The sequence below is a fragment of the Chryseobacterium sp. OSA05B genome, from assembly GCF_019970065.1.
Taxonomy (GTDB): domain Bacteria; phylum Bacteroidota; class Bacteroidia; order Flavobacteriales; family Weeksellaceae; genus Chryseobacterium.
In genome coordinates this window covers 79,584-106,053 of the sequence record NZ_JAHXYH010000007.1, presented here as the reverse complement: position 1 = coordinate 106,053, position 26,470 = coordinate 79,584, and the positions used below count along the sequence as shown (strand labels likewise).

At 37.0% G+C, this 26,470-nt stretch carries 24 protein-coding genes; 8 read left to right on the top strand and 16 right to left on the bottom strand.

The window, feature by feature from the left end; translation table 11 throughout:
* Positions 1-311: 311 nt before the first annotated feature.
* A complete protein-coding gene (gene pncA / locus LC419_RS21530; protein WP_223609275.1) occupies positions 312-902 on the top strand; it encodes a bifunctional nicotinamidase/pyrazinamidase in 591 nt (196 codons plus the stop codon).
* A gap of 287 nt (positions 903-1,189) precedes the next feature.
* Positions 1,190-1,684: a RidA family protein gene (locus LC419_RS21525; RefSeq protein WP_223609274.1), complete on the top strand. Its 495-nt coding sequence runs from the start codon at positions 1,190-1,192 to the stop codon at positions 1,682-1,684.
* A 55-nt stretch (positions 1,685-1,739) separates the two neighbouring features.
* On the opposite strand, the gene LC419_RS21520 is transcribed toward LC419_RS21525, so the two are convergent.
* Both LC419_RS21520 and LC419_RS21515 read right to left on the bottom strand, forming a co-directional pair.
* On the bottom strand, positions 1,740-2,084 hold the full coding sequence (locus LC419_RS21520; protein ID WP_223609273.1) for a nuclear transport factor 2 family protein: 345 nt from the start codon (positions 2,082-2,084) through the stop codon (positions 1,740-1,742).
* A gap of 97 nt (positions 2,085-2,181) precedes the next feature.
* Entirely contained in the window at positions 2,182-2,541 is a 360-nt protein-coding gene (locus LC419_RS21515; protein ID WP_223609272.1) for a prevent-host-death protein, read from the bottom strand.
* Positions 2,542-2,988: 447 nt separating this feature from the next.
* Between LC419_RS21515 and LC419_RS21510 the strand changes: the two genes are divergently transcribed.
* Complete coding sequence (locus LC419_RS21510) at positions 2,989-4,017, top strand: S41 family peptidase (protein ID WP_223609271.1); 1,029 nt, start codon at positions 2,989-2,991, stop codon at positions 4,015-4,017.
* Between the two features lie 145 nt (positions 4,018-4,162).
* Here the strand turns inward: LC419_RS21510 and LC419_RS21505 are convergent, their stop codons facing one another.
* On the bottom strand, positions 4,163-6,649 hold the full coding sequence (locus LC419_RS21505) for a hypothetical protein (protein ID WP_223609270.1): 2,487 nt from the start codon (positions 6,647-6,649) through the stop codon (positions 4,163-4,165).
* Positions 6,650-7,037: 388 nt separating this feature from the next.
* Complete coding sequence (locus LC419_RS21500; protein WP_223609269.1) at positions 7,038-7,451, bottom strand: VOC family protein; 414 nt, start codon at positions 7,449-7,451, stop codon at positions 7,038-7,040.
* A 780-nt stretch (positions 7,452-8,231) separates the two neighbouring features.
* On the opposite strand from LC419_RS21500, the gene LC419_RS21495 reads away from it, so the two are divergent.
* The gene (locus LC419_RS21495; protein WP_223609268.1) at positions 8,232-8,861 is read left to right on the top strand and encodes a TetR/AcrR family transcriptional regulator; all 630 of its coding nucleotides are present in this window, start codon (positions 8,232-8,234) and stop codon (positions 8,859-8,861) included.
* Positions 8,862-8,960: 99 nt separating this feature from the next.
* On the opposite strand, the gene LC419_RS21490 is transcribed toward LC419_RS21495, so the two are convergent.
* The 5 genes from LC419_RS21490 to LC419_RS21470 all read right to left on the bottom strand — a co-directional run bounded on the left by LC419_RS21490 (position 8,961) and on the right by LC419_RS21470 (position 13,798).
* Positions 8,961-10,496, bottom strand: coding sequence for a peroxidase, FMP-type (locus LC419_RS21490; RefSeq protein ID WP_223609267.1), 1,536 nt, complete (start codon positions 10,494-10,496; stop codon positions 8,961-8,963).
* A gap of 486 nt (positions 10,497-10,982) precedes the next feature.
* On the bottom strand, positions 10,983-11,309 hold the full coding sequence (locus LC419_RS21485) for a helix-turn-helix domain-containing protein (protein WP_223609266.1): 327 nt from the start codon (positions 11,307-11,309) through the stop codon (positions 10,983-10,985).
* 37 nt (positions 11,310-11,346) lie between these two features.
* The gene (locus tag LC419_RS21480) at positions 11,347-11,778 is read right to left on the bottom strand and encodes a transposase (protein WP_223609265.1); all 432 of its coding nucleotides are present in this window, start codon (positions 11,776-11,778) and stop codon (positions 11,347-11,349) included.
* A gap of 126 nt (positions 11,779-11,904) precedes the next feature.
* A complete protein-coding gene (locus tag LC419_RS21475) occupies positions 11,905-12,438 on the bottom strand; it encodes a hypothetical protein (RefSeq protein WP_223609264.1) in 534 nt (177 codons plus the stop codon).
* A 16-nt stretch (positions 12,439-12,454) separates the two neighbouring features.
* A complete protein-coding gene (locus tag LC419_RS21470) occupies positions 12,455-13,798 on the bottom strand; it encodes a hypothetical protein (protein WP_223609263.1) in 1,344 nt (447 codons plus the stop codon).
* A 595-nt stretch (positions 13,799-14,393) separates the two neighbouring features.
* Between LC419_RS21470 and LC419_RS21465 the strand changes: the two genes are divergently transcribed.
* Positions 14,394-16,109 carry a hypothetical protein gene (locus LC419_RS21465; protein ID WP_223609262.1) on the top strand — a complete coding sequence of 572 codons (1,716 nt, stop codon included), beginning with the start codon at positions 14,394-14,396 and terminating at the stop codon, positions 16,107-16,109.
* A gap of 349 nt (positions 16,110-16,458) precedes the next feature.
* Here the strand turns inward: LC419_RS21465 and LC419_RS21460 are convergent, their stop codons facing one another.
* The 6 genes from LC419_RS21460 to LC419_RS21435 all read right to left on the bottom strand — a co-directional run bounded on the left by LC419_RS21460 (position 16,459) and on the right by LC419_RS21435 (position 22,035).
* On the bottom strand, positions 16,459-16,857 hold the full coding sequence (locus LC419_RS21460; protein WP_223609261.1) for a hypothetical protein: 399 nt from the start codon (positions 16,855-16,857) through the stop codon (positions 16,459-16,461).
* A 58-nt stretch (positions 16,858-16,915) separates the two neighbouring features.
* A complete protein-coding gene (locus tag LC419_RS21455) occupies positions 16,916-17,665 on the bottom strand; it encodes a LytTR family DNA-binding domain-containing protein (RefSeq protein ID WP_223609260.1) in 750 nt (249 codons plus the stop codon).
* A 4-nt stretch (positions 17,666-17,669) separates the two neighbouring features.
* The gene (locus LC419_RS21450; RefSeq protein ID WP_223609259.1) at positions 17,670-18,719 is read right to left on the bottom strand and encodes a sensor histidine kinase; all 1,050 of its coding nucleotides are present in this window, start codon (positions 18,717-18,719) and stop codon (positions 17,670-17,672) included.
* 278 nt (positions 18,720-18,997) lie between these two features.
* Complete coding sequence (locus tag LC419_RS21445) at positions 18,998-20,206, bottom strand: MFS transporter (RefSeq protein WP_223609258.1); 1,209 nt, start codon at positions 20,204-20,206, stop codon at positions 18,998-19,000.
* Between the two features lie 90 nt (positions 20,207-20,296).
* On the bottom strand, positions 20,297-21,211 hold the full coding sequence (locus LC419_RS21440; protein ID WP_223609257.1) for an AraC family transcriptional regulator: 915 nt from the start codon (positions 21,209-21,211) through the stop codon (positions 20,297-20,299).
* A gap of 308 nt (positions 21,212-21,519) precedes the next feature.
* Positions 21,520-22,035: a hypothetical protein gene (locus LC419_RS21435; protein WP_223609256.1), complete on the bottom strand. Its 516-nt coding sequence runs from the start codon at positions 22,033-22,035 to the stop codon at positions 21,520-21,522.
* Between the two features lie 117 nt (positions 22,036-22,152).
* Between LC419_RS21435 and LC419_RS21430 the strand changes: the two genes are divergently transcribed.
* The gene (locus LC419_RS21430; protein WP_223609255.1) at positions 22,153-23,607 is read left to right on the top strand and encodes a PLP-dependent aminotransferase family protein; all 1,455 of its coding nucleotides are present in this window, start codon (positions 22,153-22,155) and stop codon (positions 23,605-23,607) included.
* Between the two features lie 40 nt (positions 23,608-23,647).
* Here LC419_RS21430 and LC419_RS21425 read toward each other — a convergent pair whose 3' ends face one another.
* Positions 23,648-25,129 carry a M1 family aminopeptidase gene (locus tag LC419_RS21425; protein ID WP_223609254.1) on the bottom strand — a complete coding sequence of 494 codons (1,482 nt, stop codon included), beginning with the start codon at positions 25,127-25,129 and terminating at the stop codon, positions 23,648-23,650.
* A 203-nt stretch (positions 25,130-25,332) separates the two neighbouring features.
* Here LC419_RS21425 and LC419_RS21420 point away from each other — a divergent pair, with 203 nt between their 5' ends.
* Positions 25,333-25,692: a hypothetical protein gene (locus LC419_RS21420; RefSeq protein ID WP_223609253.1), complete on the top strand. Its 360-nt coding sequence runs from the start codon at positions 25,333-25,335 to the stop codon at positions 25,690-25,692.
* Between the two features lie 70 nt (positions 25,693-25,762).
* The gene (locus LC419_RS21415) at positions 25,763-26,464 is read left to right on the top strand and encodes an ABC transporter ATP-binding protein (protein WP_223609252.1); all 702 of its coding nucleotides are present in this window, start codon (positions 25,763-25,765) and stop codon (positions 26,462-26,464) included.
* The last annotated feature ends 6 nt before the right edge of the window (positions 26,465-26,470 follow it).

The window sequence follows — 26,470 nt, the reverse complement described above, 5'->3', positions numbered from 1 at the left end:
ATACCCTTAATACTATACCGCACCATTAGATTTCTAGTGGTGCGGTCTTTTTTTTTGATTAAAATGATGAAATTATAAACCATTTTAAATACAGTTCAATACATTGATAATGTATTTTCAATTTGTCATTAAAAAAAATCACCATATATGGAAATAATAATTAAATTTGTTCCTGGCAGGCCGCCGGGTTCAAGATTTGTTATTTCTTTTCGGATCTGGGCGTGAACTGTCTTATTTTTTGGAATACGTATCACTAATGTGTGATATTTTAACGCGCACACTAAATAAACTAATAACATATAACCTTTATTATGAACGCTTTAATTATTATCGATGTACAGTATGATTTTTTGCCGGGAGGCGCTTTAGCCGTTAACCAGGGTGATGAAATTGTACAAATAATCAACGACTTACAGTCAAAATATGATTTAGTGGTAGCCACACAGGATTGGCACCCCAGAGGTCACAAAAGTTTCGTTACGTCTCATCCGGGGAAGGAACCGTTTGAAGAAATATCATTAAACGGACTGAACCAGGTATTGTGGCCGGAGCACTGCATCCAGGGAACAAAAGGAGCAGAGCTGGTTCCGGAGCTTTTAACAGATGCTGTTGAGGCTATTTTTAGAAAAGGAATGGATAAAGAAATTGACAGCTACAGTGGCTTTTTTGATAATGGCAGAAAAAAATCTACAGGTATGGCCGACTATCTTAAAGGACGGGGCGTTACCGAGGTGGCCGTTTGCGGAGTAGCCGCCGATTATTGTGTGTATTATACAGCCCATGATGCCTTGGATTTAGGCTTTAAGTCAAGTATTATAGAAAACGCTTCCAGACCGATAGATTTAGAAAGATATGCACGCGTTAAGAAAGATTTTCAGGAAAAAGGAGGAACTGTTATCTAACGGTTTATGTTCTCCTGAATATTTTATAGAATATGGGATAAATAATGTGGGGAATCAGTTTTGGCAGATCCATTAATTTCCACTAAAAGAATGAAACCTTCAAATTGATTTGGAGGTTTTTTATTTTCATCATCAAGATCTGCCGGCCTTCATTTCCATTTCTGTATTCAGCGTTTAAAAATTCAACAAATGTAATGTCAATAAAAAGTAAAAATGTCAACATATGTTGAATGTTTTAAAGAGGTTGAAATCTACATTTGCTTTATTAATTCAATACAAAAAATATCATGAAGCGTATATTATTTACCCTGTCTGCTTTCTGCATAGGATGTCTTGCCTTTTCACAGAGTAAAGATCACAATAAAATCAGCACACCATCTGTCATTAACAAAAACCCCAAAACTCTTTTTGATCCCACTCCGTTTGCTTTTTCTCATGCGATCACCCATGATGGGGAAGGCCAATATGTATTTATATCCGGGCAAAGCGGCGGAGAAGATTTGAAACATAGTCTATCCGAAGATTTTAGAACTCAGGTGAGGTATTCTCTGAAGAATCTGCAGACTGTGCTTGCAGAATATGGATTAGGAGTGAAGGATGTTCTTAAAATCACGATACTCATTGTTGATCATGATCAGGAAAAACTTAAAATATGGACGGAAGAAATGCATAAAACATGGGGAAAACATACGTTCCCGGCAAGTACTCTGATTCCGGTTCCTAAATTGGCACTGGATCATATGATGATTGAAGTGGATGCGATTGCTTTCAGTAAAAAATAAAATACATTGAATGATTTAGACAATAAAATGATTTCAGTCTTATTTCATTCATGGATTACTTTTTTTCTATGACAAAAGCTTTCAGTTCAGCCATTAGACCGTTTTCAAATCTCCAGATGTCACAGTAGTCATAGTCGATCCATTGCCCGTCTTCATTCATCAGGCTAATGGTCCCTACTGCCGTTACATAATTACCCTCGCCAATCATATGTTCTACATTGAATTGGGGAGGTTTTTTGTAGGTATCCGCCATATAACGGCGTATTTCGTCTTTTCCTGAAAGTACCCGGTCTCCCACAAATGTCCATTTAACATTTTCGGCACAATAAGCAAGGAAGGTTTCGTGATCACCCTCCGAGATGGCTGCATTGGCCTTTTTCAAAACTGTTTTATGATCCATAGGTGTATATTGGTTTCTGTTTGAAATGAATAATTAACCTAAATTTATGGGCCGGAATACGGCTTTTGGATGGCAATAAGGCGATCAATAAAAATGTTTAGCTCAGCTGATAATTGGCAAGCACCAGACTCAGAATGAAGTGAACATAATCCTGATCGGCTTCTTTTCGGTTGATCAGTTTGTTTTTATAATCATAGGAATTCAGGACTCTTACCAGTCTCTGGTATGTTTCAAAATGATCTCCTTTAATTTTTACCCTTCCATTACCTTCTCTTGTTTTAATGATTTCATTATCCAGAGTTCTGATTTTAAATAAGACGTAAGATAATTTAGGATGGAAATTCATCTTTCCCACATATCTTTCAATTATATTAACCTTGAACGGATCAAATACGATTGTGTTAAATACAATATTGGAACCAGGTTCCTGTGTATTGAGCTCAAGTGTATAGTTCATGAATTTTATTTTTATACAAATTTACCCATAAGCTAAAATAAATCAAAGGAAAATAAAGATTAAAGCACAAAAGAAATTATTTTATTCAGATTTATTATTATTTTTTTTGAAATCTTATATCATTTTTTCAGTGCCGGATTCATATTTTGCATTTGGAATATCCTGATGATCAGCTGGAAATGGATGTTCTTGCTGTGTTGCGCATAAAAAATGAAACGAGCTGAATTAATGATGATTTTATTTAAATAATTTGTGTTCATGAGTGAAAAAATTAAAATTAAGGACCTTAAATTGGAAGAGGTAAGCCGAAAGTTCATGTTGAACTCATTAAGATTCGCCGGAAAAGCCGCTTTTTTTCCTCAATTAAAAGTAAAATAGATTGAATAGAGTATTTTTAAATTAATTATATTGGATTATTATAAAAATTAATAACTATCAGCCTAAAACATGAAAAAAATATTGGTATTGCTTTGTATTTGTGGTTTATCATTCCATCTGAATGCACAAAAAATAATGACCTCACAGGACAGTATAAAAGTGTTCTATGATAAACTCCTGATCATGCTAAAATCTGATTATCTTCTCAGGAAAGATGTAGATTGGAAAAAGGTAGGAACTGAAACGAATCAGAATTTAACCAAGTACAGTGATTTTAAAAGTTCATTAAAGGAAACAGAAGTGTTATTTGGTAAAATAGGAGGCACACACTGCAAAGTTTTTTATAAAAATAAATCCTATGGAACAACTGTAAAAGCATCAACGGATAATTTAAGTGCCCAATGGAAAGAAAAATTTGCGACCAAGCCCGGCTTTGAAGTGAAAGCTCTGAACGGAAATATTGGATATATCTTAATGCCGAATATCACGTTCTTGGATTTCAGTCCTGAAAATGTCCATAAAATAGCTCAGCCGATGTATGATCAGATTGCTGATTTTAAAACCAAAAATAAAACAGAAGGCTGGGTTCTTGATCTGCGCTTTAATACAGGTGGGAACTCTGCTGCGATGTTGCTTGCTTTATATGATTTATTGGGGGATAACGATATTTGGGGTACTGTAGACCGCAATAAAAAACAGAATTCTAGAGTAAAGCTGGAAAAAGGAAATTATGTAAGTAACTCTAAAAAATCGTCTTATATAAATCCGAAGGGAGAACTGATTGACAAAGCGAAAGTAGCCGTTATTACAGGCCCACTAACCGCCAGTTCCGGAGAAGTAACGGCATTGGCATTTAAAGGCAGACCCAATACCATTTTAATAGGAGAACCCACCTTTGGAATGACCACATCCAATGTTGATATCAGATTACCTTTTGATACGATACTGATTTTAAGTGTAGCCTATGACAGTGATAGAAACGGCAATTATTATGAACATATCGTTCCTGATATCACTGTTTCAAAACAGGACAATTTCAATGATCTGCTGGCAGACAAAAACATTCAAGAAGCGATCGGTTTTATTTCGAAAAAATAAAATGGGTGGGTTTGAGAGAGTCAATTGTGAAGCCAAGAGCTAAGAACCAAGATACAAGACGTCAGATTTTAGACATCAGACGTTCCGAAACCCTCAAACCCTCAAACTCTCCAATCCTCCGACTCTCAAACCCAAAACCAGAATTCTAAATCAAATACTTCTTCAGCCCCTCCATAATTCCCTGCCAAAGTGTATTAAAGAAACTCTTATTGGGATCACGCTTTACATCAACTTCCACATGATTGGGTTCACCTTTTGAATCATTTTTAACAAAAATATTGGCAACAGCACTAAGCAGTTTTCTTTCTTTACCTGTATTTTTATTTAAAAAGTTGACTTCCATATTGGTGTATTTAAAATAAAAATTACCCCCGATTTGCTTACTGCTTCCTTTATAATCAAATTTCAGATAATGAATCTGGCCATCAAGGCTTACGTTAAGATAAGGTCTCACAAATAAGTTGGCATTTTGCACAGACAGGTTTTGTATAGTTCCGTTGATGGCATAATCATCATTTTTGTTGGCAACATCAAACTGCCAATGCACATCTGTAGGGGCGTCACCAAAAAAGTCAAAATTCGAATCTACTTTCACCAGTGTCGGTTTCCCTTTCATCTTTGCACTGTTTACGTCTCTGATTTTCGCGTTAAAATGAGCAAAAGTAAGCTTACCCGGGATTTTCGCCTTCTCTGCCACTTCCTCGTAGGTAAGGTGTGAGTTTTTGATGTCTATATTTTTGATGTAAAGTGGGAATTTCACATCACGAAGCTTTTTACTGAACATATATCTTATCCCGATATCATCAGGTGGAGCGAGGTCATGATAGATATTACAGTCGATACCGTCAAAAATAATCTGATCGAGGTCTATGCTTGTTTTTGACCCGAGTGTTGAATTTTTATCAGTGATCATCACAGATTTTGCCTTTATCGTATACAAATCCTCTTCAACGGCGATTAAACGGTTAAACTGGGCTCTTGAATATTTAGGAAGGAAAGCAAAGTTGCTAAGAGCGGTAAGTTTTCCTGTATTTTTAATCTGATCAACTTTCAGGCGATAGTATTTCCCGGCATCAACATCGATTTTTTTAGCGGTAATAAGTTGGCTTTTACTATGAAATGGGATTGATTCTTTCAGGATGTCCTTATTGGTAGTAACTGAATTGAGCTGTACGTTAAAATTATCAATCTTCATTTTATCCTGACCGGCTTTTTTCTGAACAAAAGTGCCGTCTATAATATGAAGCGCTCCCAGATTGGCCAGCAGATCCGGTGTGGCAGTATTGCTTTTTTTAGTAACCTTCGGTTTATGAGTTGCGGCAATGATTTCTACATGGGGACGGTACACATTAATTTTTCCCAGTTGAAGCTGAAGCTGCTGTCCTGCAAATTTTGAGGTGTTGTTCAATATTTCTACTTTCTCGGTTTTAATATTGAAAACGTCTTTCTCTGCACTTTTTCCAAGGGCAGTAAACGCTATATCATTAATGAAAATATTAGAATCATTTGATGTGATTTTTTTTATGTTCACCGCCTGCACAGGATCGGTTTTGAAATAGATGTTTTCAAATTCAATATTGTGGGTTGAAAATGCAAAAGGAATCTTCTCCTTCACTGTTTTTTTGTCGAAGACAATATCTTTCAGATTCAGGTGGAAATTATCTACAGAAGCCACTTTTGTTTTGTCCCGTTGCTGAATAAGAACGGAACCCTGCCCGAAATCAAGATTTTTGATGCCGATCTTCAGGTTGACTTCTTTAGGATTTTCTTTGACCTCTTTTTTGTTGGTTGAAGTAACGGTCAGTTGGGGTTTTACAAATTTTGCATTTTCAATGATCAAAGAATCCTTATTCACCGTGAAATTGTCCGCAGCAAGCTGATTGATTTTCAGATCAAAGACATTTTTAGCGTTGTAGAGTGCAGGACTTTCAATTGGTTTCAGATGAAATTCGGAAATATGAAGCTGTTTATTTTTTGCATCAATTTTTGTGGCGTAGATCTGATAAAAATCGTTTACAGTAATCAATACGTCATGAGCATCAATCTTAAAATTTTTAAATTCAACGGGGATTTTTGATACATTTTCGCTCAGTTTGATTTCCGTCAGATTAATATTGATATTTTTTCCGGTAGCCACATCTTTTTTGTTATTATCCTTCACCGAAATATTTCCGTTGGTCACCAGAATATTTTCAATTCCAAAATTGATTTTTTTCTTTGGCGCATCCTTTTTTTCTTTTGATTTTCCCAGTATCACTTTTACATCAGGATCAATCAGCTGCAGCTCTTTAATATGATAAGATTTGTTGAATAGAGCCTTCCAGATCCCAAAATTCTGTATACGCAGACTTTTAATATTTCCGTTGATCTGAGTGACGGCCGGATCTTTTGTCTGTTTAGTGGTAATGTTTATTGAGTTCGCCGAAATATCGCCTTTAAAAAGATTAAGATTGAAATCTGTAAGACGGATTTGATAAGGTGTTTTTTCATTCACCAGCGCCGGCAGTTTATTTTTGAGATACATATTCAGGGCAAACGGGAAAATAAGCCCCAGAACAAGCAGAGTCCCAATGACGATCAATGCGACTCTCTTTCTTTTTCCGCTTTTTTTCGAAATTATTTTTTTTTCCATTGTATTGTTTTTATTGGTGTTTATTTCCTAGGGAAGCCGGAAGAGGGAAATTATTCAGGTGAATTCCTGATTTAAGTTCCTTACTCCTGATTCTTTAATCCAAGCTAAGCTTAAATTACTTTCCAATCCTGTTCCAATTTACACTATAATTCAAATTATTTTACAAATTCTGATGATTAAACTCTTTATTTGTTGAAAATGCAATTACAATGTGGTATCAAAACGAATTATCTTGATACCTGAAGAAGTAGAATCTTTATTTTTCTAACGTTAAAATAAATTTTTACAAAGGCTCAAAACCCAGTCAAAAAATAGATTAATAAAAAAAGACTCAGATTATAAAATCCAAGCCTTAGTATTGAAACAATATTTTTGCTCTATCACTATTTTAGTCCTGCTTCGTTGTAAATTTTTCCACCGACTCTTTTGTTACTGGGGTAAAGAAATTGACCAGATTGCCATCAGGGTCCCTGAACAGCATTGATTTGTTACCCCACGGCATGATTGTCGGTTCCTGTACAATGTAAGGAGAAATAACATTTTTTAAGCGGTCAAATTCCCCATCTACATCATCCACTAAAAATTCTATGATTGCGGTACGGTTTTCAGCGGGTTGTGCTACACTTTCTCCACCAAAAAACTGCAGTGTCCTTGTGCTTCCGATCGCAAGGGTTGCGGTTGATGTTTTAAGTTCGGCAAAATCCGGAGTGTACTGTATAGCAATGATATCAGTGATTTGCTCATAAAATTTCACAAGATTTTCGATGTTGGCCGTGATAATGCGTATGGATACTAAATTCATTTTTGAATATTTTAAATTATCCAACAAAAATAGGGTGTAGGTGTGACAAGAGGTTGTCAGTAGAAAGTAGCATCTTTATTTTTAACGTAAATATTCGTCCGGATAAAGGCATCGTTTTGAGAGAGAGAAAAATGTTTCGCGTGCCTCCATTTGATTATGTTTCAAAAAGGATTCCGGGAAATAAAAAAAACAGCACCATTAGGGTTCTAATGATACTGCTTACATTGCGTGTTTTTACCTTAGTAAATTGGTTCGAAATTGTCTTTATGTTACGGGTACAACCACATTTTCGCTGTTTCAAAATCTCATTTCTCAATTGCTTCTTTCAATGGTGATGGCTGAAGCATTTTTAAACTGAGAGAACCATTTAACGATAGAATCATTCAGTTTTGCTTGATTCATTTCTGCAGCAGCTGGGATTGATGCTGTAAAAGTGATACCGACTGATCCTGTTCGAAATCTGGAATTCAGATCGCTAGTGTTTTAATCATCAGCAGTGGGACAACCTTCGGAATCAGGATAAAAGATAAAATCTTTAAAAGAAACCTTTATACTTCCCATAAACATTATATCCCCGGATAATATGAAAGGAGTAAGGATCTTATTTTCCTTGCGCCTGAAGGCTGTTTTGTACTGACCTACGCCACTAGTGCGATCGGAATTGTTATTAGTTTTTTATATATGGAATGGCTTAGTTTGTGCAAATATATAAAATTAGACACTAACAAGTGTCTAAAATAATTAAAAATTTCATAAACTTGTATCATCGAATGTTTAATCATGGAAAGAAAATCAGCAGCAGGCAGTATCCGAAACAAGGAACGCAGTAAAAAGAAATTTTTGGACGCGGTTGGAAAAATCCTGAAAACGAAAGGATACGCGGGACTAAAGGTTAATGATATAGCCACCGTAGCCGGGGTAGATAAAAAAATGATTTATACCTATTTTGGCGGAATGAACGGTCTTATTGACGAATACATAAGATCTCAGGATTATTGGAGTAATGTAACGACCGATAAAATGGTGCCGGATTTCGAAAGCGGAGGAAGATTATTTACAGAAGCCATGTTACTCGAACAGTATGATTATGTATTTAAAAATAAGGAACTGCAGAAATTGTTGCTTTGGCGCTTATCCGAACCCCGAAAAGCATTAAACAACATGACCAATGCACAGGAGGAAAACGGAGAAAGCCTTTTTAAATTCATTATCGAACCTCATTTTAGAGAAAAGACACAGGATTTCCGTGCCATATCGGCTATTATCATTTCAGGACTTTATTATCTGAATATGTATTCTGCTTTAAACGGCAGTGTTTTTTGTGGGATAGACCTCAGTACGGAGGAGGGCCGCGAGAAAATCAAAAAAGCGGTGTCTTTCTTAGTAGATCAGACGTATGAGAATCTGTAATATTCTGCTGGATAGGTATATATTTAGACTTTTTATAATCGCCGGAGAAATAAAAAAGAGGCAATAATCTGCCCCTTAGTTTTCTTTTTTTGAGTAATTCTATCCTTTATGATAAGGACATCCCGAAGCCGCATTGGCTGTTTCAACAGCGTCGCTCGCCGCTGCAGGTTTAATGTCAAAGAACTGTTCTTCTATCACACGTCTCTGGTCTTCAGGGATATCTTCTAATTTACGAAGTGTATTGACCTGGATGTGAGGCCAGCTAGTCGTTCCACCATCATTTCCGAAATCAAATTCAAAAAATACAATCTGTTCGTACTGTAGCTGAAGAATTTCTTTTCCATCTTCAATCACGGTTTCGATCCACAGACGGAAATCCACTTCAACGGTAGGAACAAAACGGTTGACAAAAGGAACATTTAAAATTCCTCCCTGAGAACCGGTCTTCATTTTTGAGGACATCTGAACAAGGACGTAGTTGGTCACATTTTGTCCGCTTAAAGTATCTCTTAAACGCAAATCCGGTCGTACGGAATACGGATATAAATCATTGGCAAGGATTCGTTGTGTGTAAATTTTATTGGAACCTTTGTCATTGTGATCATTTAGTTTTTCATGAACCCACGCTGGTGCCGGCTGATCCAGATCGATGGGGTGTGTAGCACTTGCGCCCGCGCCGCCCATGGTTTGTGAAATCGCAAGGTGATCGGTCTGCCACGCAGCATTGCCATATGGGAACTTTGGAGAACCATTGATTAAGTAATTGTTACCGTCCGGTGCAATATCTCCCAATAAAGTAATGGTGCTGCCATGAGGAATCACACCGCTTCTTGAAATAGAGTAGTCAGGAATAAAATAAGGCCCTTTTATACCGTCTCCCGGCTTGAGCTCCTGAGCTGGAATGATTTCATAGTATTCCTGGCCCGGCTGCAGCTCACTTAAAAGGATATACTTTTTATTATTCGCATCCGCAGATATCTGAACCAGGGGTTCATCTCTGTATTCTCCTGTATATCCGTAATTTTTAAAATCTTCGTCAGAAAAAGCATGAATACCACGGTCTTTTTCAATGGATTCTTTAGTGGCAGCATGATTGTAGACATCGCTCAGCCATAAATACATTCCGTTTTCCTCATGAATGGAGGCGTACTGTAAATCTGGTTTTCCTTCTTCTTTATTGACACTTATAATAGTCTGTTCATATTTTACGGCCCCACAGAATAATTCACTGGCGCCACCACGGTTACGGACACCGCCGGGAACAAGAGAAAATGTCAGCTTTTCGATATACTCTTCGCAATCAAAGCTGAATTTGCCGGGAATTGTTCCGGAATTCGTACCGGGTGAAGGCATAATTGTCGTATGGATTCCGCCTGCTAATGATGGTTTGCCTATATTTTTATTGTAATTGGCGTTATAGCTTACCCATGTGCCGTCCAAAGCTGCCAATACTCCATAATCTACATTGTTGGCGATGTCCTGCAGGTTTTCCTCCTTAAAGGGTAATACAGGATCATCGATGAGAAGTTTGGAGTATCCGTCCATTACTTGTGCCAGAGTTCCCTGATTTTCTCGTGAACTCTTACGGAGCAGTTCACTCCCTTTTTCAAGACTTTCTTTTTTACGTTTAAGCATGATATATCGTTTTTATGGTTATCAATGAATAGGTTTGAAAATTGAATCTGGTAAGTATTGCTGAGGCATAGGCAGACACGTCGAAATAATAATCGTCGTTGGTGAGAGTATACTCATTAATAAGTTCGTTAAAATTTGATGGTTAAAATGTCTTCAGCACCTCGTCACGAGGAATCTGTACTTTTCAGACTTTCCGGCATACCGTTTTAGAATCCATCTCCTTTTTGAGAAATGGCTGGTTGTTTTCTAAGCGATCCATAATTTTCAGTTTTTGTTTACTCAAAATTAATCAGAATGAGGTACATGCTATTCAGTATTTCTACTTAATTTAGATTCAGTATTTTAAAGAGTTTTCAGGAAAGTCTTTGTTTGAAGTGGTTTTAGAACTTTTTAGAAATTATTGTAAAAGAGAAAGTTTGAATTTACGACTGGTTCCCTTCCTTTCATGGGAAAAGGATTAATTGAGATCATCAGAAACAGATCACGTCAATTTTTCGCAGAAAATAATTTTTTCCATTTTGTTATTGTATTTCTGCTGAGTTTGAAATGCGAGGCAACCTGAGTGTTGCTGAGATTATTTTTCTTTTGGTATTCTAAAATCTCACCTATGGTATTTTCATCATATGAACGAAGTTGCTGGTTGGATTTGCTATTTTCTTTAGTATTAAATAGTAATGCATTTAATTTTAAGATGTCTAAAACAGATAATTCTTTTTTATTCAATATGTTTTGGCAAGCTTCTCTCTTTTCAGGAAGCTTTTCGTTGATAATATCGGTATAAATGCGTTTATAATCAGGAGATGAATTTTTCATTCTTAGTTGTTTGTTAAATGTTTTGCTTGAAACAAGGCTACTGTGCCGGTTTTTGGTATTTAATAATCCATCTGTACAAAGTTGCTTTTGGAATTCTGTACTCTAGGATAATCTGATTTTTTGATTTCTTTTTTGTTTCCACAAGCTCTAAAATGAAATCTATTATTTCCTGTGTATAAATATTTTTACGGAATTGCGGTAAAAGCGTTTTCGATTTTTTAATCCTGTCTCCCGCTGCAGATGGGGAAAACAAAATAAGGTGCTGAGAATAAATTCTGAAAAAGTCATATTCCAGAAGCTTGCTCCATTTTAATAAGATATCTGTGTCCAGCTTCTCAGATTGATACATTTTTTCAATACTTTCATGAGTGTCTTTAAAAAAATTATAAATACGATCCGTATCTATGTTCAATTCTTCTTTTCTTCGTTTGATTAGGGCTCCGATATGGATATGTTCAAAATTTTTCATTACCGTTTTTTAACATTTAAAACTTTAAAAAGTCTTCAGCCGGAGAATCAATACATCTATAACAGACAGGCTTGTTTAACCGGCCGAAGAACTCACACAATAGACTCTAATTAACTTATTTTATATTCATGGCTTCCAGAAGCTCCATGTTTTACCATTAAATACAGCCAGCAGCTTTTTCGCAGTATCAAACACAACCATTCCCGGAGAAGGATTGATGATATTGAGATGGGGATTGGCTACTTTTGGAAGAATCATTGCTTTGTTGGGGTCTTCCAAAACCAGAATTCCGGGTGTTGATGAGAGAGTTCCGATAGCAACTTTTGCAGTAGCGCGTTCAGTGGCTGAATTTTGAATTAAGGCTCCGTCAACACCGGTCAAAGGATCTACTGTGGAACCGGTGGCATCAACAGATAAATCTTTCCAGGCGGAAGTATATTTTACTTTTACTTTGTGATCAGACAGGTCGTAAATCATTGTTCCGTTCACGGCTCCAGTAACACCCGGGGCTGAACTTACCCAGGGAAGTATCATTCCTCTGTTGGCACTTTCAAACTCCAGAGATACGGAAGTATTTGTTATGGTAGTTTTTCCTATTGCAACCTGGGCGGAAAAGTTCAGGGATAGCAGCATTATTTTTATTAGCAGCAGATTTTTCATTGTGGTACTTTTTTGTTTATAAAATATCCGGACAGGTTTGGTTGTTAAAGCATTTCCAGCCTGAACCGTCATAAATACTCAGGCAGTCCAGTGTGGTGTCGTATACCATCATTCCTTCTGCCGGAACCAAGGCGTTTTTTTGAGCAGTAGTTAATCTGTTGGGCACAAATCCTTTTGTTTTTGCCTCTAAGGCTATCCACGCACCATTTCGTACTATAGGCCAGTTGCTGCTGTCTTTTGCTCTTCCCAGCGAAGTAATTCCCTGTAACGTATTTAAAACGATTCCTGATGTGACCGAAGGTTTATAGCAGATGCATGCATTTGCCAAGGCATTTTGCGAAGATCCTGATCCTTGCCCTGCATCATTCCCTATATCTGCAGCACCTCCTGAATTTACCGGATTAGGTATTCCCTGGGCGTTGACGCAACTGCCTGTTGCACATAAATTTTGGTTGGCTGCTGTGGAGCCCGTTCCGACAGTAACGGTACCGCCTGCAGTTACCAGCATAGAAGTGATAACATTTTCATCTCCCTCTACAGCATCTAAACATCCGTCATTATCAGAATCCAGGTCCAAAAAATCTGGTATTCCGTCTGTGTCTGTATCTGCAGACAGGCATGTTCCAAACTGGAAATCTTCATAGGCTACCGTAGTATCTGTGGCAGCGGCTCCATATATATATACTCTGAAAGTGTAAGTAGTATTAGGTAATAATCTAACTGAATTAATAAGTGCGGTTGTTATGCTATATTCATAACCGGATCCTGATCCGTCTACAACCTGAAAATCCTGGAGTAACAATGTTCCGGCACTGGAAAAACCGTTTGTTGAAACTTCAATTCCAACTTTGTAAGTGCCATTGTCGTTCTGATCTCCCCATCCAAATTTTGAAAATTCTCTGTAGCCGGTTAACGTAGCCGGTGTCGTAAATGAATACTGAGCATAATCATTTCCTGCTTTTGCTGATGCCAGAGTTGTTGCATTTACCCCTGTTAAAAACCAGCGGCTAAGAGTTCCGCCATTTGTAGAAGATGTTAAGCCCGGTCCAAAGGTGAAGGGTGCTGCAGTATTTACCACACTGCTATTATGGGCTCCTCCGTAGATAATTGATGCCGGATTAGCCGGTGCGGAGGCCCAAAATCCATCCTGGTTCTGAGTACTGGTTGGAGAATTGCCAAACCATCCTGCATCAAATAAAGAATTTGTACAGAAGCCTTCGTTTATGTCGGGAATTCCGTCATTATCATCATCCAAGTCATTAACGTTAATAAATCCGTCTCCATCACTGTCCTGAGCCTTCGCCATATGGAATCCGGCAAAAAACAGTACAATAAATGAAGCAATAATTGTTTTTCTCATAATTTGATATTTTCAGTTCTGACAGTTTTTATCTGAAGTAGATTTGAAACCGATCCAGTCTCTGTCATCTGTTATTTCAACCAATTAATATTAAAAGCCAGGTGTATCCGGTCGTAGCTTATGGAACTAAAACTTTGGAATAAATAAGGAAGGAACTTTGGGGTAAATTTTTTTCGTCAGTTTATTATTTTTTCAATAACTGAATCAGGAGAGTCTTTGTGTTTTTGTGTTTTTTTTAATCCCGGATGCAAATTAAATGTATAGAAAGAAATTATAAGTCACGTAAGAGATTAAAACTTGTTAGCAAAAACTGTTTATTTCAAAGAAAAGTGTTAGCATTTCAGTTTTAACATACTGTTTTACAGTCTGTTATTTTTTTAAAATATTAAATATGAATTCTTGTAAATCAATATCATTGTAGATTTAAATGGTATAAATGATTATTTTAAGTAATAAAATTAAATATTTATATTATTGATGAAAATAACATATAATTTGCTGGGGTGTAATGGATAGTGTTGAATTTTTAATGATTTAATTTTTATAACCTATTTTCAATATATTAGAAAAAAATTAAGCTTATCCGTTACGACTTATGAAGATAATGTTATATATTATTGGTTTATCATTGATATGGATGTCTCTTTATCCTGTGCCTGACGGGAATGTATATTTTCATAAGATAACTCAGGAAATCACACCTATTGTTGATGATGCTGCTAAAATTGCTGTAATTCAGAAAAGAGAGCTTGAAAAATTTAACAAAGAAGGGGACGAGAAATACCTGATTAGTTCTAAATATGCAGAATTATTTTTGTACCGTAATAATACGAACAGACAGATTTCTCTTGTTTATAATTTATTGAAAATCAATAATAACAGGTATGAATATATTTCCATGATATCCTATTTTAGTGTGGCGATCGGATTGGAAGAAACTTCTCCTGAATTGGCAATGCATTTCATTGATAAGGCTATCGAATATAATAAGACTTTATCCGCACTGTATTATACGGGACACCTTTACCATATGAAAGGAAGGCTTTATTATAATAATAAGGATTACAACGCTGCTATATATTATTTCAGTGAGGCATTAAAAAAATTCAGACCGGATGACAGGTTTTATAACTCATCAATGTATAATAATTTCGGACTGGCCTACCACAAACTTGGTCGTCTTGAAAATGCGGTCCGGGAAACCCAAAGAGGGATAGAGATTCTGGAAAGTAAAAAGAATCATACTAATGAGGAATCTGATTTTCTGATCAATATGAAAGGGAATTTGGGGCTTTATTATTTAAAATTAAAAGATTATCCTGCTGCTGAACAATTACTACTTGAAGGATTTGAGTACTCCCGAGGCAAAAAAGAGCTCTACACCTATATGATTAAAGTAGCTGAAAGGCTTTTTGATCTATATACATTCACAGATCAGAAAACGAAGCAAAAACAGATTGTGGATCATCTTATTCAGACCGAGCCTTTGCTGAAGAATACCCTTAATAAAATTACGCTCAATGAAATTGTTCAGAAATATTATGTTGGCAATAATGACATTGAATCCCTGAAAGCCGTATCAAAGAAACTCGTTCTGCTGAATCATACATTTGATGACGAAAATAGAAGAAGCATACAAAAAACATCAGATCTGTTAAATAAAAATCTTATCAGCATTGCCAATGAAAGGTATGAATATGAAATGAAGGCGCATAAGAAGAAAGAGCTTTTAACCGTGACGATGTGTTGTTTGCTGATCATCATCGTCGGACTCGTTGCTTTCAATATATGGATAAAAAAAATAAGTGAACGGAAGGATGCTGAAAAACAGAGAGAAATTCTTGAAACAAAGAAAAAAATACTTGAGCAGGATGTTCTTTTTCAAAAAGAAAAGATTAAAAACCTTCATCAGAATCTTAATTTAAAAATAGAAACGGAAAAAGCTTTTTTACAGAACGTAAAAAAAATCAAAAGAACCAAGGATACTGAGTACGAGCAGGTTTTCAGAGATCTGCATTTGAAAATCAGCAATCTCATCCAGATCGATAAAAAAAACGACGATTTCGTTAATGAAAGCAGTATCGAGAATAAAATGTTTCTGGAAAAACTTAAAAAAAATTATCCGTTTTTAACGACCAGAGAGTTGAAGCTTTGTACCTATTTCAGAATGAATCTTTCTTCAAAAGAAATATCTAGCCTTGAAGATACCACTACAGCCACAATCAGAGTGTATAAGACAAGAATAAAAAATAAAGTAGGGCTGGGCAGACAGGATGATTTAAACATCTTTCTGAATGAAGTATCGGACTGAGACGGATAAACACAAAATCCGGAGCCACAACAGCTCCGGATCAAAAAACATTGGATAAAAAGGATAAAACGACTATGTTGTCAGTAAGCCCGAATCAAGAATCCAAAGTCTAGATTTCAGACATGTTTCGAGATTCAAACCAGCAACTGTCAACTAGCAACAACGTTACTCTAAAACTCTCAAACCCTCCAACTCTCAAACCCATATCCATTACCAATATTTCAACCTTCCGGCTGTAGCATACAGCGGTTATGGTATTGAAAACGATAAAGAATAATAAGATTTATGAGTAGGTTCCTGCATTATATAGCAAGGAATCATCAGTTGAGAAGCCTGACGAAAGGATAGGTTACTTGTATTTGATGAAAGTAGCCAGTACTTTTTTAATTTTGATGTTGGTGGTTACAGATCCGCCGGTATACGTATTGTTTTTACTTCCGTTTTTCATACTTCCGAAATCACTTTTCTGGCTTCCTGTAACCTCTTCCGTCAATTTCATAATGACACCGTCTGCACCTTGCGCTTTGCCCAGTTCAATGACTTTTTGCTGTACGGCATTTAGAGAATTAAATCCCTGGCCTACATCTGTTGTTCCCATCACTTCATGTTCTTTTTTTACATCGGCGGCATCGAAATACACATCTACATTCTGCGTCGGTGAATACGTTTTTCCGAAATAAGATGGTGTGCATGATGTAGCTGCGGCCAGGGCGAAGATTCCAATAGATTGGATGAATAATTTTTTCATTGTTTTTGATTTGTAAATTAAAATTGTTAGATTTTTATGTGGTTGGTTATTAATTGATTTATCGGATGGGATCAATGGGACCTGGCTCTTCTCTTCCTTTATTGGTGAGTACTTTGTCCATCATCTGGGTCATAAAAGTATCGCGGTACGTTTGTCCGATCGGGATCTGGTTTTTTGTAAATTCCAGCTGTACCATATTTCCCTGAATCATGATGATAAATGGAATCGCGATGATAAAAGATTTATGGATCCGTTTGAAACGGTCTCTCGGTAGTTTTTCTTCCAGGCCTCCGATATTCAAAAGAGCCATAATCTGTTCTCCGTCTTTCGTGTGGAAGCAGACATATTTCCCTTTTCCTTCAATGTAGATGATGTCGTTGATTTTGATCTTCAAAAGCTTGCCTTTGTACTCGGTTTTGACAAGGATGAAATCTTCCGTTTCCGTTTTAGGGACGGAGCTTGTTTCCTGTGCCCGCTGTACAGCCATGAGAAACCTTGGAAAAAAGATAGGTTTCAATAAATAATCCACTACATGATGATCAAATCCATCGAGAGCATATTCTCTGAAAGCGGTGGTAAGAATGACTTTATAACGGCCGTTCAATACCTTTAGCAATTCAATTCCGGACATACCCGGCATCTGGATATCCAGAAAAACAAGGTCAACTTCCGTGCTGTTCAGCAGCTGCAATGCCTCCGCAGGATTGGTGGCGGTGCCAGCAAGTTTCAGAAACGGAGTCTGCTCAATATGCAGTTTCAACAGTTCTATGGCATGAGCCTCATCGTCTACAACAATACAGTTCATCATAATTTTATAGATTAATGATAATTTCGTTTAAATAATAATTCTCATCTTCCTTGATGGTAAAAGAATGCTTGATCCCATACATCAGTTGCAGTCGCTGCTGCACATTGTTCAGACCAATTCCCTTGGAAGGTTCTTTAGGACCTGTTATCTTTTTATTGCTCACGAGGAAGCATATTTTACTTTTCGTAGCAATGAGTTCAATGGAGACTTGGTTTTTCTCATCATTCAGATCACCGTGTTTAAAGGCGTTTTCCACAAGGGTAACGAATGCCAGAACCGGAATGTAAGCATCATTCGCCTGCATATCCTCGTAATATTTAATTTTCAGATTATGACTGAACCGGATCTGGTTCATTTCAATCACCTTTTTCATATGCTCCACTTCCAGCGCAAGAGGAACCGTTCCCAATTCTCCCCAGTCATCAAGCGCATAGCTCATAATTTCAGAAAGAAGATGTACCGCATGAGCGGCCTCCGGACTGCTTCTAAGGGTTTTGGTATAAATAAAACTTAATGAATTAAACAGAAAATGAGGATTGATCTGATATTTGATCGCAGCAAGTTCTGCTCTGAGTTTTTCCTTTTCCAGTTCCTCTTTGTGCTTTCGCATTTCATTGGATGTTATGAGTGTAGCCACGAAATAAGAGATGAGTATAATAATGCAGTCGAGGATAGCGGCGGTAATGAAAAATACTTTGGGTGAAACATAGCTGCTGCTCGTAGGATCGGTCTTTAATACCGTAAAATTCCATACATATTCATAAGCGGTAAGTACCACAAAAAGCAGGATGCATCGTAGAATAAATTTTTTCCCGTTTCTGTTCCTGATGAATGGAATGATCAGGTGATAGATCAGGATATAATAAACAATGGTTCCCTTAATAATGGTATGAGTAAAATTGACATAAAGCTGATTTCCGATTCCAAACTGCTTCATGGTGGTCTCAAGTCCCTGCAGCCTGACGAGAAACAAAAATACCGCGATATTCCATGCTGTGTACAACATGAGGATGACCAGAATCTGTTTCCATTGTTTTTTGATCGTCTCTAACATTTAATTCCCTTCTTTTATTTAATGGTTTGGTTTTGTTGTCTTTATGAATGAATATTTTTCTGTAAATAAACTTAATCACTTATTAAAATTACAACAATTCTCTTTTTTGACATTGCAATATTAATTCTTATCATAACAATGCTAAAATATAATCCACCAATAGCTGTATGAGTGGAATCAATCATAGGATTGTAGCAACTTTATAGATTTATACAGAAAAAAATGATCATAATAAATTCAAATGCAGAAGAAAAATAAGAGCATAAAAAAAGCAGAGATTAACTCTCTGCCTGTTCTTTTTTAACCGCCTGGTGCATGACGAGAATAATTCCCAAAAGTACAATGGCAATCGCCAGATAACGCCAGGCAAGGCCGCCCTGTTCCGTGACGGTTCCACTGACTGATATAATAAAGCTTGTAATAGATGTGATCACATAAACCAATCCTCCCATCAGTCCACCCGCTGTTCCTGCATTTTTAGGGAAATAGAGCATACTCGTTGTGAAAAACGAAGTAAACAGAATCCCGGAACAAATGTGAATGAAAAAGGCAAAAGGAACCATGATAAACAGGCTTTCTGCGTAGAAACTGGTGGCGATCAGTCCGGCAATTAAGACCAGCTGTAAAATAATAGGCTGTAAAATTCTTGCTTTAAAATCTAATTTAAGTCTTCGTTTTCCTATAAATCCTCCGATCATCCATGAAAACCCTAAGATCAGCGTACAGTATCCTATAACTACAGGCGTAAAGTGAAAAGTGTTCTCAATAATAAAAGGACCCGTCAGATTGAAAAGCATAACAATAGAATAACTCAGTCCTAAAATAATGATCCCCAACATAAAGATTCTGTTTTTCAGCATCATTTTGTACAGGCTGATGTTCTCAGAAAGATTAAGTTTCTTCTTTTCCGGTAAGCTTTCACCACTGAAAAACCATTCAAACAGGAATAATGCACCTGCATAAAAAGCCAGGAAATAAAAATTCGCATGCCAGTTAAACAGCTTTTCAAGATATCCACCCAGAAAAGGAGCCAGAATTGGTCCACACGACCAGACAATCGTGAAATAGCTCAGATAATGCTTTACTTTTTCCGAGTCGTAAAGGTCTACAAAAATAGCACGGGTAGCTACAACCAGTACGGAAACTGCAGCTCCCTGAAGGATACGTAACAGACAGATCAACAGAATACTGTCCGTCATCGTAATCAAAATACTGCTGATGATCAGTAAAAACAGAGCGATCAGCTTAGGACGGTAGCGCCCGATACTGTCCAGAATACCGCCTACAAAAAGTTGCGAGATCCCGTAACTCAGCAGATAAGACGTTAAAGTGATCTGGATATCCTTTTCAGAAACCTGCATTTCCTTGGCCATTGAGGGAAATGAAGGCAAATAAATATCTGTGACAAAGCCCGAAAGCGGGATCGACACAAAAGCCATAATAGTGATTAATCTGATTCTTTTTTCAGATGCTTCTTTCAACAACATATTCGTTCGTTATTTTACTATGCAAAAATAGGGTAAGAAAAGGGCAGTTCAATTTAAAAAGACAAAGTAAAAATTACAAAAATCAAAGATTTAATAAGCGTTTTTAAATTTCAAAGGAGAAACCTCAGCATGTTTTTTAAAGAAGTTATTAAAATGGGAAGGCTGATCAAATCCCAGTGTGTATCCGATCTCAGCGATATCCCAATTCGTATATTTCAGAAGGTTTTTAGATTCTTCGAATACCTTTTCTTTAATGATTTGTGTCGTCGTAAGCTGCGTTACTGATTTTACCGATGAATTCAAATGATTGACATGTACATTAAGATGTTCCGCAAAGTCTGAAGCCGTTTTCAGAGCCAAAGGGTAGGCCGGGGAATCTAATGGGAACTGTTTGTTCAGAAGCTCATCAAATAAGCGGTACAAACGGATATTAGCAGGAAGTTCATTGGGATTAATATCATCCACACGAATTTCCAAAGCCAGGTGCATCACAGAAGCGAGGTGACTTTTAATACTTCCGCAACGGAACGGGTACGCCGAATTATTAAGCTTGTACATCTGCTCAAAATAAAGGGTCGCCAGCTGAGTCTGTTCATCCGTTAAAAAAACAATTGGCTTACTCCATTCTTTAAACAGCGAAGTCTTTTTAAACAGATTAAATTCAGAATTTCCATTAAAAAACTCCTGATTGAACAGGCAGAAATAGCCTTCCTGAAGATCTCCGTCACACTCCCATGAATACGGAATATTAGGGGAGGGAAAAAATAAAGCAGGACGGTCGATATACAGTTCATGAGACCCATACTGAAATGTACCTTTTCCTAAAATAAAACTCACTTTATAGTAGTCACGGCGGTTGTAGGGGCTTTTAAAGCTGCAGTATTTCCGCATAGAAACATTGAAATGCGACTTTCCGGTTTCGAAATCATCCGAATCGAACATTTTCATCTGATTCTTTCTGAGACGTCTGTAATAATCTTCGATGGTTTCCAGCTGATCACTCATAAATTTAGAAATTATAAAAATCAAAGATACATAAACGGCGTTAATCCTGATCCATTTCTGTTATGTAATGATAATCGACAAAAGTTTTTCTCAATTTTGTTAAATCTGTGATGAAAAATATGAAACTACAAAAGTCACAAAAGCTTTCCTGATTCGTTTGATCCGCAGGAGATTAAAAAATGTTGAACCCAATCTGTATGATCTGATTAATCTGCGAGAATTAAAAAAAATAAAACCACAAAAAACTTTTGCATCTTTTGTGGTTAAAAAATAATAGTGTCAAAATATTTTAAAGAGCAGAAAAATATCTAACCTCTGCTGATTTCGAACTTTAATATTTGAGAAGGAAGCTTAAAAGGTCCCGCCGTAGCATCTGCTGCTACAGTAAACCCTGATTCTTTTAAAAACGGTAAAAGTGGATCATGATTCATCATATTGATCCAGATAATATCCGTAAAACTGGCTGCTGATCTGCTTTTTTTCCAAAGCGATTCCCTGATTTCCGGTGAATCAAAATCCTGGAGGATCACAAAGCTTATTTCTGTTGCTTTTTTATCTTCGGGAAGGGAAGGATGGCTCATTCCGCTTCTGATAATGCTGTAACCTACCGGTTTGTCGTCTGCATAGGTAATGATCAGCTGGTTGGAAAGATCATTCAGGTCATTGATCATTTTTCTGGGATCAATATTGTTTTTAATATATTTTTTGATGTCCTCTTCAGGTATCAGTTCCTTGTGCAGGGCATAGACTGAAGAATCGATAATGGTTATAAGATCAGAAATTCCCTCCTCAGAACCCACTGTAAATTTTGAAATTATATTCATGAATCTTTTTTATTCAAAATTAGAAGATTATTGGATTTAAAAGGGATACAGTTTTCATTAATTTAATCGGTACAGTTGTTTATTTTGTAAATTTGTTCAGTACAGTTTAATGAAAGAATGATGAGATCCTATAAATATGAAATTTTCACATCGGTTATAGAAGAGCAGATCAGAAATAAGATTTTGCTGAAAGGAGAACGTCTGCCTTCCGTAAGGGAGATCAAAAACAGATATCAGCTCAGTACAAGCTCAGTTCAAAGTGGTTTTGAATATCTGATGATGAAAGGATTAATAGAAAGCAGTCCCCGTTCAGGATATTTCGTGTCCTCCGTTGAAGAAGATCGTACTTTGCAGTTCAGGACAAATCTGATTCCTGTTGTGAGAGACACCATATTCGCCAAAAATTTGATGCTGACCTCTGCCAGAAACAAACCTTCAGAATCCAGTTCTTTCCATATGGCAGCGCCGGGAGATCTTTTCATTCCACAAAAACTGATCCTCAGAACGATGCAGGAAGTGATCCGCGAAAAAGGAGCTGCATTATTACGTTATTATCCTTCAAACGGGTTGTATGAATTAAGGAAACAGATTGCTCTGCAGATGGGAACTCACGGATGTTTAATGAATCCAGATGAACTTATCATTACAGACGGAGCACTACAGGCATTGACTATTGCTTTAAGAGCGGTAACCGATCCCGGAAATATTGTTGCTGTTGAAAGTCCGTGTGTGTTTTCAGTTTTGGAGGCTGTAGCGAATCTGGGCCTTAAAATCATCGAGATTCCCGTGCATTATGAAAACGGCTTTGACACAGAATATTTCAGGAAAGTCTGCACTTCGAATGAGATAAAAGCCGTAGTATTAACACCCAATTTTCACAACCCTACAGGTGTTATGATGACTGATGATGCTAAAAAAGAACTCCTGGCCATCGCATCTTTGCATCAGGTCCCGGTTATTGAAAATGATATTTACGGCGATCTTTATTTTCGAGATAAGAGGCCTCGTTGCATTAAAAGTTTTGACGATTCAGGATTGGTGATGACGTATTCTTCATTTTCAAAAACGCTGGCACCGGGCATTCGTTTGGGCTGGCTGCATGCCGGACGTTTCTATGCTCGCTCGGAAAGGGCAAGGTTTGTTCTGGGAAGATCAGTTGCTCCTGTTTATCAGGAGTTGATGCTGAAAATTCTTGAGGGAACCAGCTATGAACGGCATCTGCGGTCATTTCGCAAGTTGTTGAACAAACAGGCTATTGAGTTGTTGAATGCTTTGCGCAATTACTTTCCTGAAGGTTGCTATTTTCACAGTCCTGAAGGAGGTTACAGCATTTGGGGGAAGCTCCCGGAACAAACTGATATGAAGAGATTCTTTGATTATTGTGACAAAAATAAAATTTTGTTCACGCCCGGAAATACATTTTCATTAACCGATGAATACAGCCACCATTTTCGGATCATTTTTGCAGACCGGATCACACCGGATAGTCTGGCATTGTTGGAAAATGCAGGGAGAAAAGTAAACGAGCTGCTTGAAGAAAAGAGGCGGGAAGATGGGAGCGGGAAGTATTGAAAGCCGCCAAAAATCCATCTCTGTCTTTTGGCTTGACCCGTTATAAAATATATTTCACTTCTGTATTTTTATCCGTCTGAAGCTGTGGAATACCATCTATTGTTTTAAACTCAAAACCATTGATCCATTTTTCACTGAACAGATCAATGTCTTCACCGCTCAGGATATGTTTCTGGAAAAAGTAGGACAGGTCCTTCTCCAGATATTTTTGAACAAGATCAAGAAACAGTTCGTCCGTAAACTTCAGGTTTTTCTCCGTACAGGTTTTTAAAAGTTCCTGCATCAGGTCGTCCAGTGATTTTTTATGACCGCTTTGGATCATGATCTGATTATTCAGCCAGAAAGCGAAGATAGAACCTCTTCGGTACGGAACTTTTTCTACATTCCGGCTTTTCCAGAATTCATCTTTTATTTTGTAATTCGGGAGATTCCGCTGTGGATTTTTCCAGTGACTTTTGATCACTTCTTCATTGAAAAGTTTCAGCCATTCTTCGGATGAAATATCTTTGATTCTAAGCCTGTTTTTATAGGTGTAATAATCCGTAAACCCTTCACTGAACCAGTAATTGAGTTCTTCATGTTGGTTTTTGATCCTGTTTCCGATCCAGTCGTGCATCAGTTCATGGTGAAGAAGGTAGAGATAAGCATTTTTATTGTTAAACGGATTATTGGTTCCCTGGATCATAAAAGCATTTTTTATCGCTGAACCCTTGGTGCTGTAGCCTTTAAATAAGCTGTCTTTTTGAGAAACGGTTGGGCTCATGATCACGGTAAAATAATCCTGATCGTAATCTTTCCAGAAATCCCGCTGCGCCTGTGTCGCTTTTTTAAGATTGGAAAAAAGAAAGTCATCAGAAAATCCGTTATTCCATTCATCCCTTATCGCAAAATAGACCGGCTTATCATGAATTTTAAAATCATAAATCCGGTAATCTCCACCTACAAAAAGGGAATGATAAAAGCCTTCCCAAAGTACTGTTTTGATCTTTTGTTTTTTTATCTGGCTTGCAAAAGTATTGTGTATTTTGAAATCTTTAGGAAAGCCGATCCATTCAATCGAAAATTCAAATTCATGATCATCCGGCATTTCTGTGAATGTTTTAGGAACGATGAATAAATTCTTGCCCATGACATGGAAAAAATTATTCCTTACCTTTGGACGGTTGAAAATACGGTGGTTCGGATCTTTGAAATCCTGTATAATATGGTACACAAAAGAAACCTTTCTGCTGTCTTTGTGCAGGATTTTTATTTCGTCATTGTCCGGCTTTGTTTCGAAACTGATACCGGGATTGTCTTCTTTCAGCAGATTTACACTATTATACAGGTTTTTCTCACCCCAGTTTTCATTACGGTAATAGAAATATGTCGTTTCCGAAGATTTTTTCTGAGTATAATCTACCTGAATTTTTAAACCATTCTGTTCGAGGTTTTCGTCATAATACACTTTATAGCTGATCTTATTCTGTGAAAAGATATACAACGGAATGAAAAATAAAATAAAACAGAGTGGTCTGATCATATTTCGGAAAGATTAAAGGTATTTCTACAGAGTAGAACAATTCAGGTCTTTTATTTCTTACATCAATTGTAGATTTAGAGAACAATTTAACAGAAAAGAAAATCTTTCCCGGAAAAGTTTTGAAATTGATGTCACTTAAACCCGATGTTAATTAAATATTTTTTAATTTCGCAGCATTCAAGTTCAATCAGCAAATCTATCCATTGAGAGTCACAAGGCATTTTAAACACTTTCTGACGGCAATTTTCATTGCTGTGTATGCTTTTGCTGTTTCTCCGGCGGAATATCTTCACCATCATTTTCTTCACAGTCAGAATGCAGGAAATACTTTTCAGCAGTCCAAAAGAGAGCATGTAAAGATTTTCAAAAAGGCATTTTCGTCATGCGATACCAAGTGTCCTATCTGCCACCATAAACTGTTGGGTGAAGGTGGACTCGGAAAGATTTACACCACTGTTTTTTCTGTATCAAAAATTACGGGAAAGATCTTCTCTTCTCCCGAATTTCTATTTTCTTACACTCTTTTTTCCCTTTCAGACAGAGGCCCACCGGCTGTATTATAATTTTAAATATCCAATGCCTGCTTTTGCGGGCTGAACTTTTTTTAATTATTTAATTACATAATACATTTTCATGTCAATATTACAAGCTATTGAGCTTAGTAAGCAGTACAATAATGTCACTGCGCTAAGCGGACTCAATATATCCGTACAAAAAGGAGAAATTTTCTGTCTGCTCGGACAAAACGGAGCTGGCAAAACCACAACGATCAATATATTCTTAGGTTTCTTAAAAGCAAGTTCCGGACAGGCTCTCATTAAAGGAGTTCCGGTGGAGGTTAATGGAGAAACCACCAAAAAGTTCACAGCCTACATTCCGGAAGTCGTGCAGCTGTATCCTAATCTTACAGGAATTGAAAACTTAGATTTCTTCAGTCAGATGGCAGGTTTCAGGTATTCCAGAGAAGAACTGGTAATATTGTTGGACAAGACAAGTCTTCAGAAGGAGGCACATCACAAAAAACTGGCTGCCTATTCCAAGGGGATGCGTCAGAAAGTGGCCATTGCCATTGCTGTTGCTAAAAGTGCAGACCTTATCTTAATGGATGAACCTACTTCAGGACTTGATCCGAAAGCCACTGCAGAATTCACCAGAATATGTAAAGAACTTGCTGCAAAGGGTAAAACGATCATGATGGCTACCCATGATATTTTCAATGCAGTAAATGTGGGAACACGAATCGGCATTATGAAAGAAGGGAGATTAGTTCACATTCTTGATGCTCAATCTGTTACTGCAGATGAGCTGCAGAAAATTTATCTGGAAACCATTTAAGAACCG

Excerpts from the sequence above, each read along its gene's own strand:
- pncA (WP_223609275.1), top strand. The coding sequence starts at position 312 with ATGAACGCTTTAATTATTATCGATGTACAGTATGATTTTTTGCCGGGA.
- LC419_RS21525 (WP_223609274.1), top strand. The coding sequence starts at position 1,190 with ATGAAGCGTATATTATTTACCCTGTCTGCTTTCTGCATAGGATGTCTT.
- LC419_RS21520 (WP_223609273.1), bottom strand. The coding sequence starts at position 2,084 with ATGGATCATAAAACAGTTTTGAAAAAGGCCAATGCAGCCATCTCGGAG.
- LC419_RS21515 (WP_223609272.1), bottom strand. The coding sequence starts at position 2,541 with ATGAACTATACACTTGAGCTCAATACACAGGAACCTGGTTCCAATATT.
- LC419_RS21510 (WP_223609271.1), top strand. The coding sequence starts at position 2,989 with ATGAAAAAAATATTGGTATTGCTTTGTATTTGTGGTTTATCATTCCAT.
- LC419_RS21505 (WP_223609270.1), bottom strand. The coding sequence starts at position 6,649 with ATGGAAAAAAAAATAATTTCGAAAAAAAGCGGAAAAAGAAAGAGAGTC.
- LC419_RS21500 (WP_223609269.1), bottom strand. The coding sequence starts at position 7,451 with ATGAATTTAGTATCCATACGCATTATCACGGCCAACATCGAAAATCTT.
- LC419_RS21495 (WP_223609268.1), top strand. The coding sequence starts at position 8,232 with ATGGAAAGAAAATCAGCAGCAGGCAGTATCCGAAACAAGGAACGCAGT.
- LC419_RS21490 (WP_223609267.1), bottom strand. The coding sequence starts at position 10,496 with ATGCTTAAACGTAAAAAAGAAAGTCTTGAAAAAGGGAGTGAACTGCTC.
- LC419_RS21485 (WP_223609266.1), bottom strand. The coding sequence starts at position 11,309 with ATGAAAAATTCATCTCCTGATTATAAACGCATTTATACCGATATTATC.
- LC419_RS21480 (WP_223609265.1), bottom strand. The coding sequence starts at position 11,778 with ATGAAAAATTTTGAACATATCCATATCGGAGCCCTAATCAAACGAAGA.
- LC419_RS21475 (WP_223609264.1), bottom strand. The coding sequence starts at position 12,438 with ATGAAAAATCTGCTGCTAATAAAAATAATGCTGCTATCCCTGAACTTT.
- LC419_RS21470 (WP_223609263.1), bottom strand. The coding sequence starts at position 13,798 with ATGAGAAAAACAATTATTGCTTCATTTATTGTACTGTTTTTTGCCGGA.
- LC419_RS21465 (WP_223609262.1), top strand. The coding sequence starts at position 14,394 with ATGAAGATAATGTTATATATTATTGGTTTATCATTGATATGGATGTCT.
- LC419_RS21460 (WP_223609261.1), bottom strand. The coding sequence starts at position 16,857 with ATGAAAAAATTATTCATCCAATCTATTGGAATCTTCGCCCTGGCCGCA.
- LC419_RS21455 (WP_223609260.1), bottom strand. The coding sequence starts at position 17,665 with ATGATGAACTGTATTGTTGTAGACGATGAGGCTCATGCCATAGAACTG.
- LC419_RS21450 (WP_223609259.1), bottom strand. The coding sequence starts at position 18,719 with ATGTTAGAGACGATCAAAAAACAATGGAAACAGATTCTGGTCATCCTC.
- LC419_RS21445 (WP_223609258.1), bottom strand. The coding sequence starts at position 20,206 with ATGTTGTTGAAAGAAGCATCTGAAAAAAGAATCAGATTAATCACTATT.
- LC419_RS21440 (WP_223609257.1), bottom strand. The coding sequence starts at position 21,211 with ATGAGTGATCAGCTGGAAACCATCGAAGATTATTACAGACGTCTCAGA.
- LC419_RS21435 (WP_223609256.1), bottom strand. The coding sequence starts at position 22,035 with ATGAATATAATTTCAAAATTTACAGTGGGTTCTGAGGAGGGAATTTCT.
- LC419_RS21430 (WP_223609255.1), top strand. The coding sequence starts at position 22,153 with ATGATGAGATCCTATAAATATGAAATTTTCACATCGGTTATAGAAGAG.
- LC419_RS21425 (WP_223609254.1), bottom strand. The coding sequence starts at position 25,129 with ATGATCAGACCACTCTGTTTTATTTTATTTTTCATTCCGTTGTATATC.
- LC419_RS21415 (WP_223609252.1), top strand. The coding sequence starts at position 25,763 with ATGTCAATATTACAAGCTATTGAGCTTAGTAAGCAGTACAATAATGTC.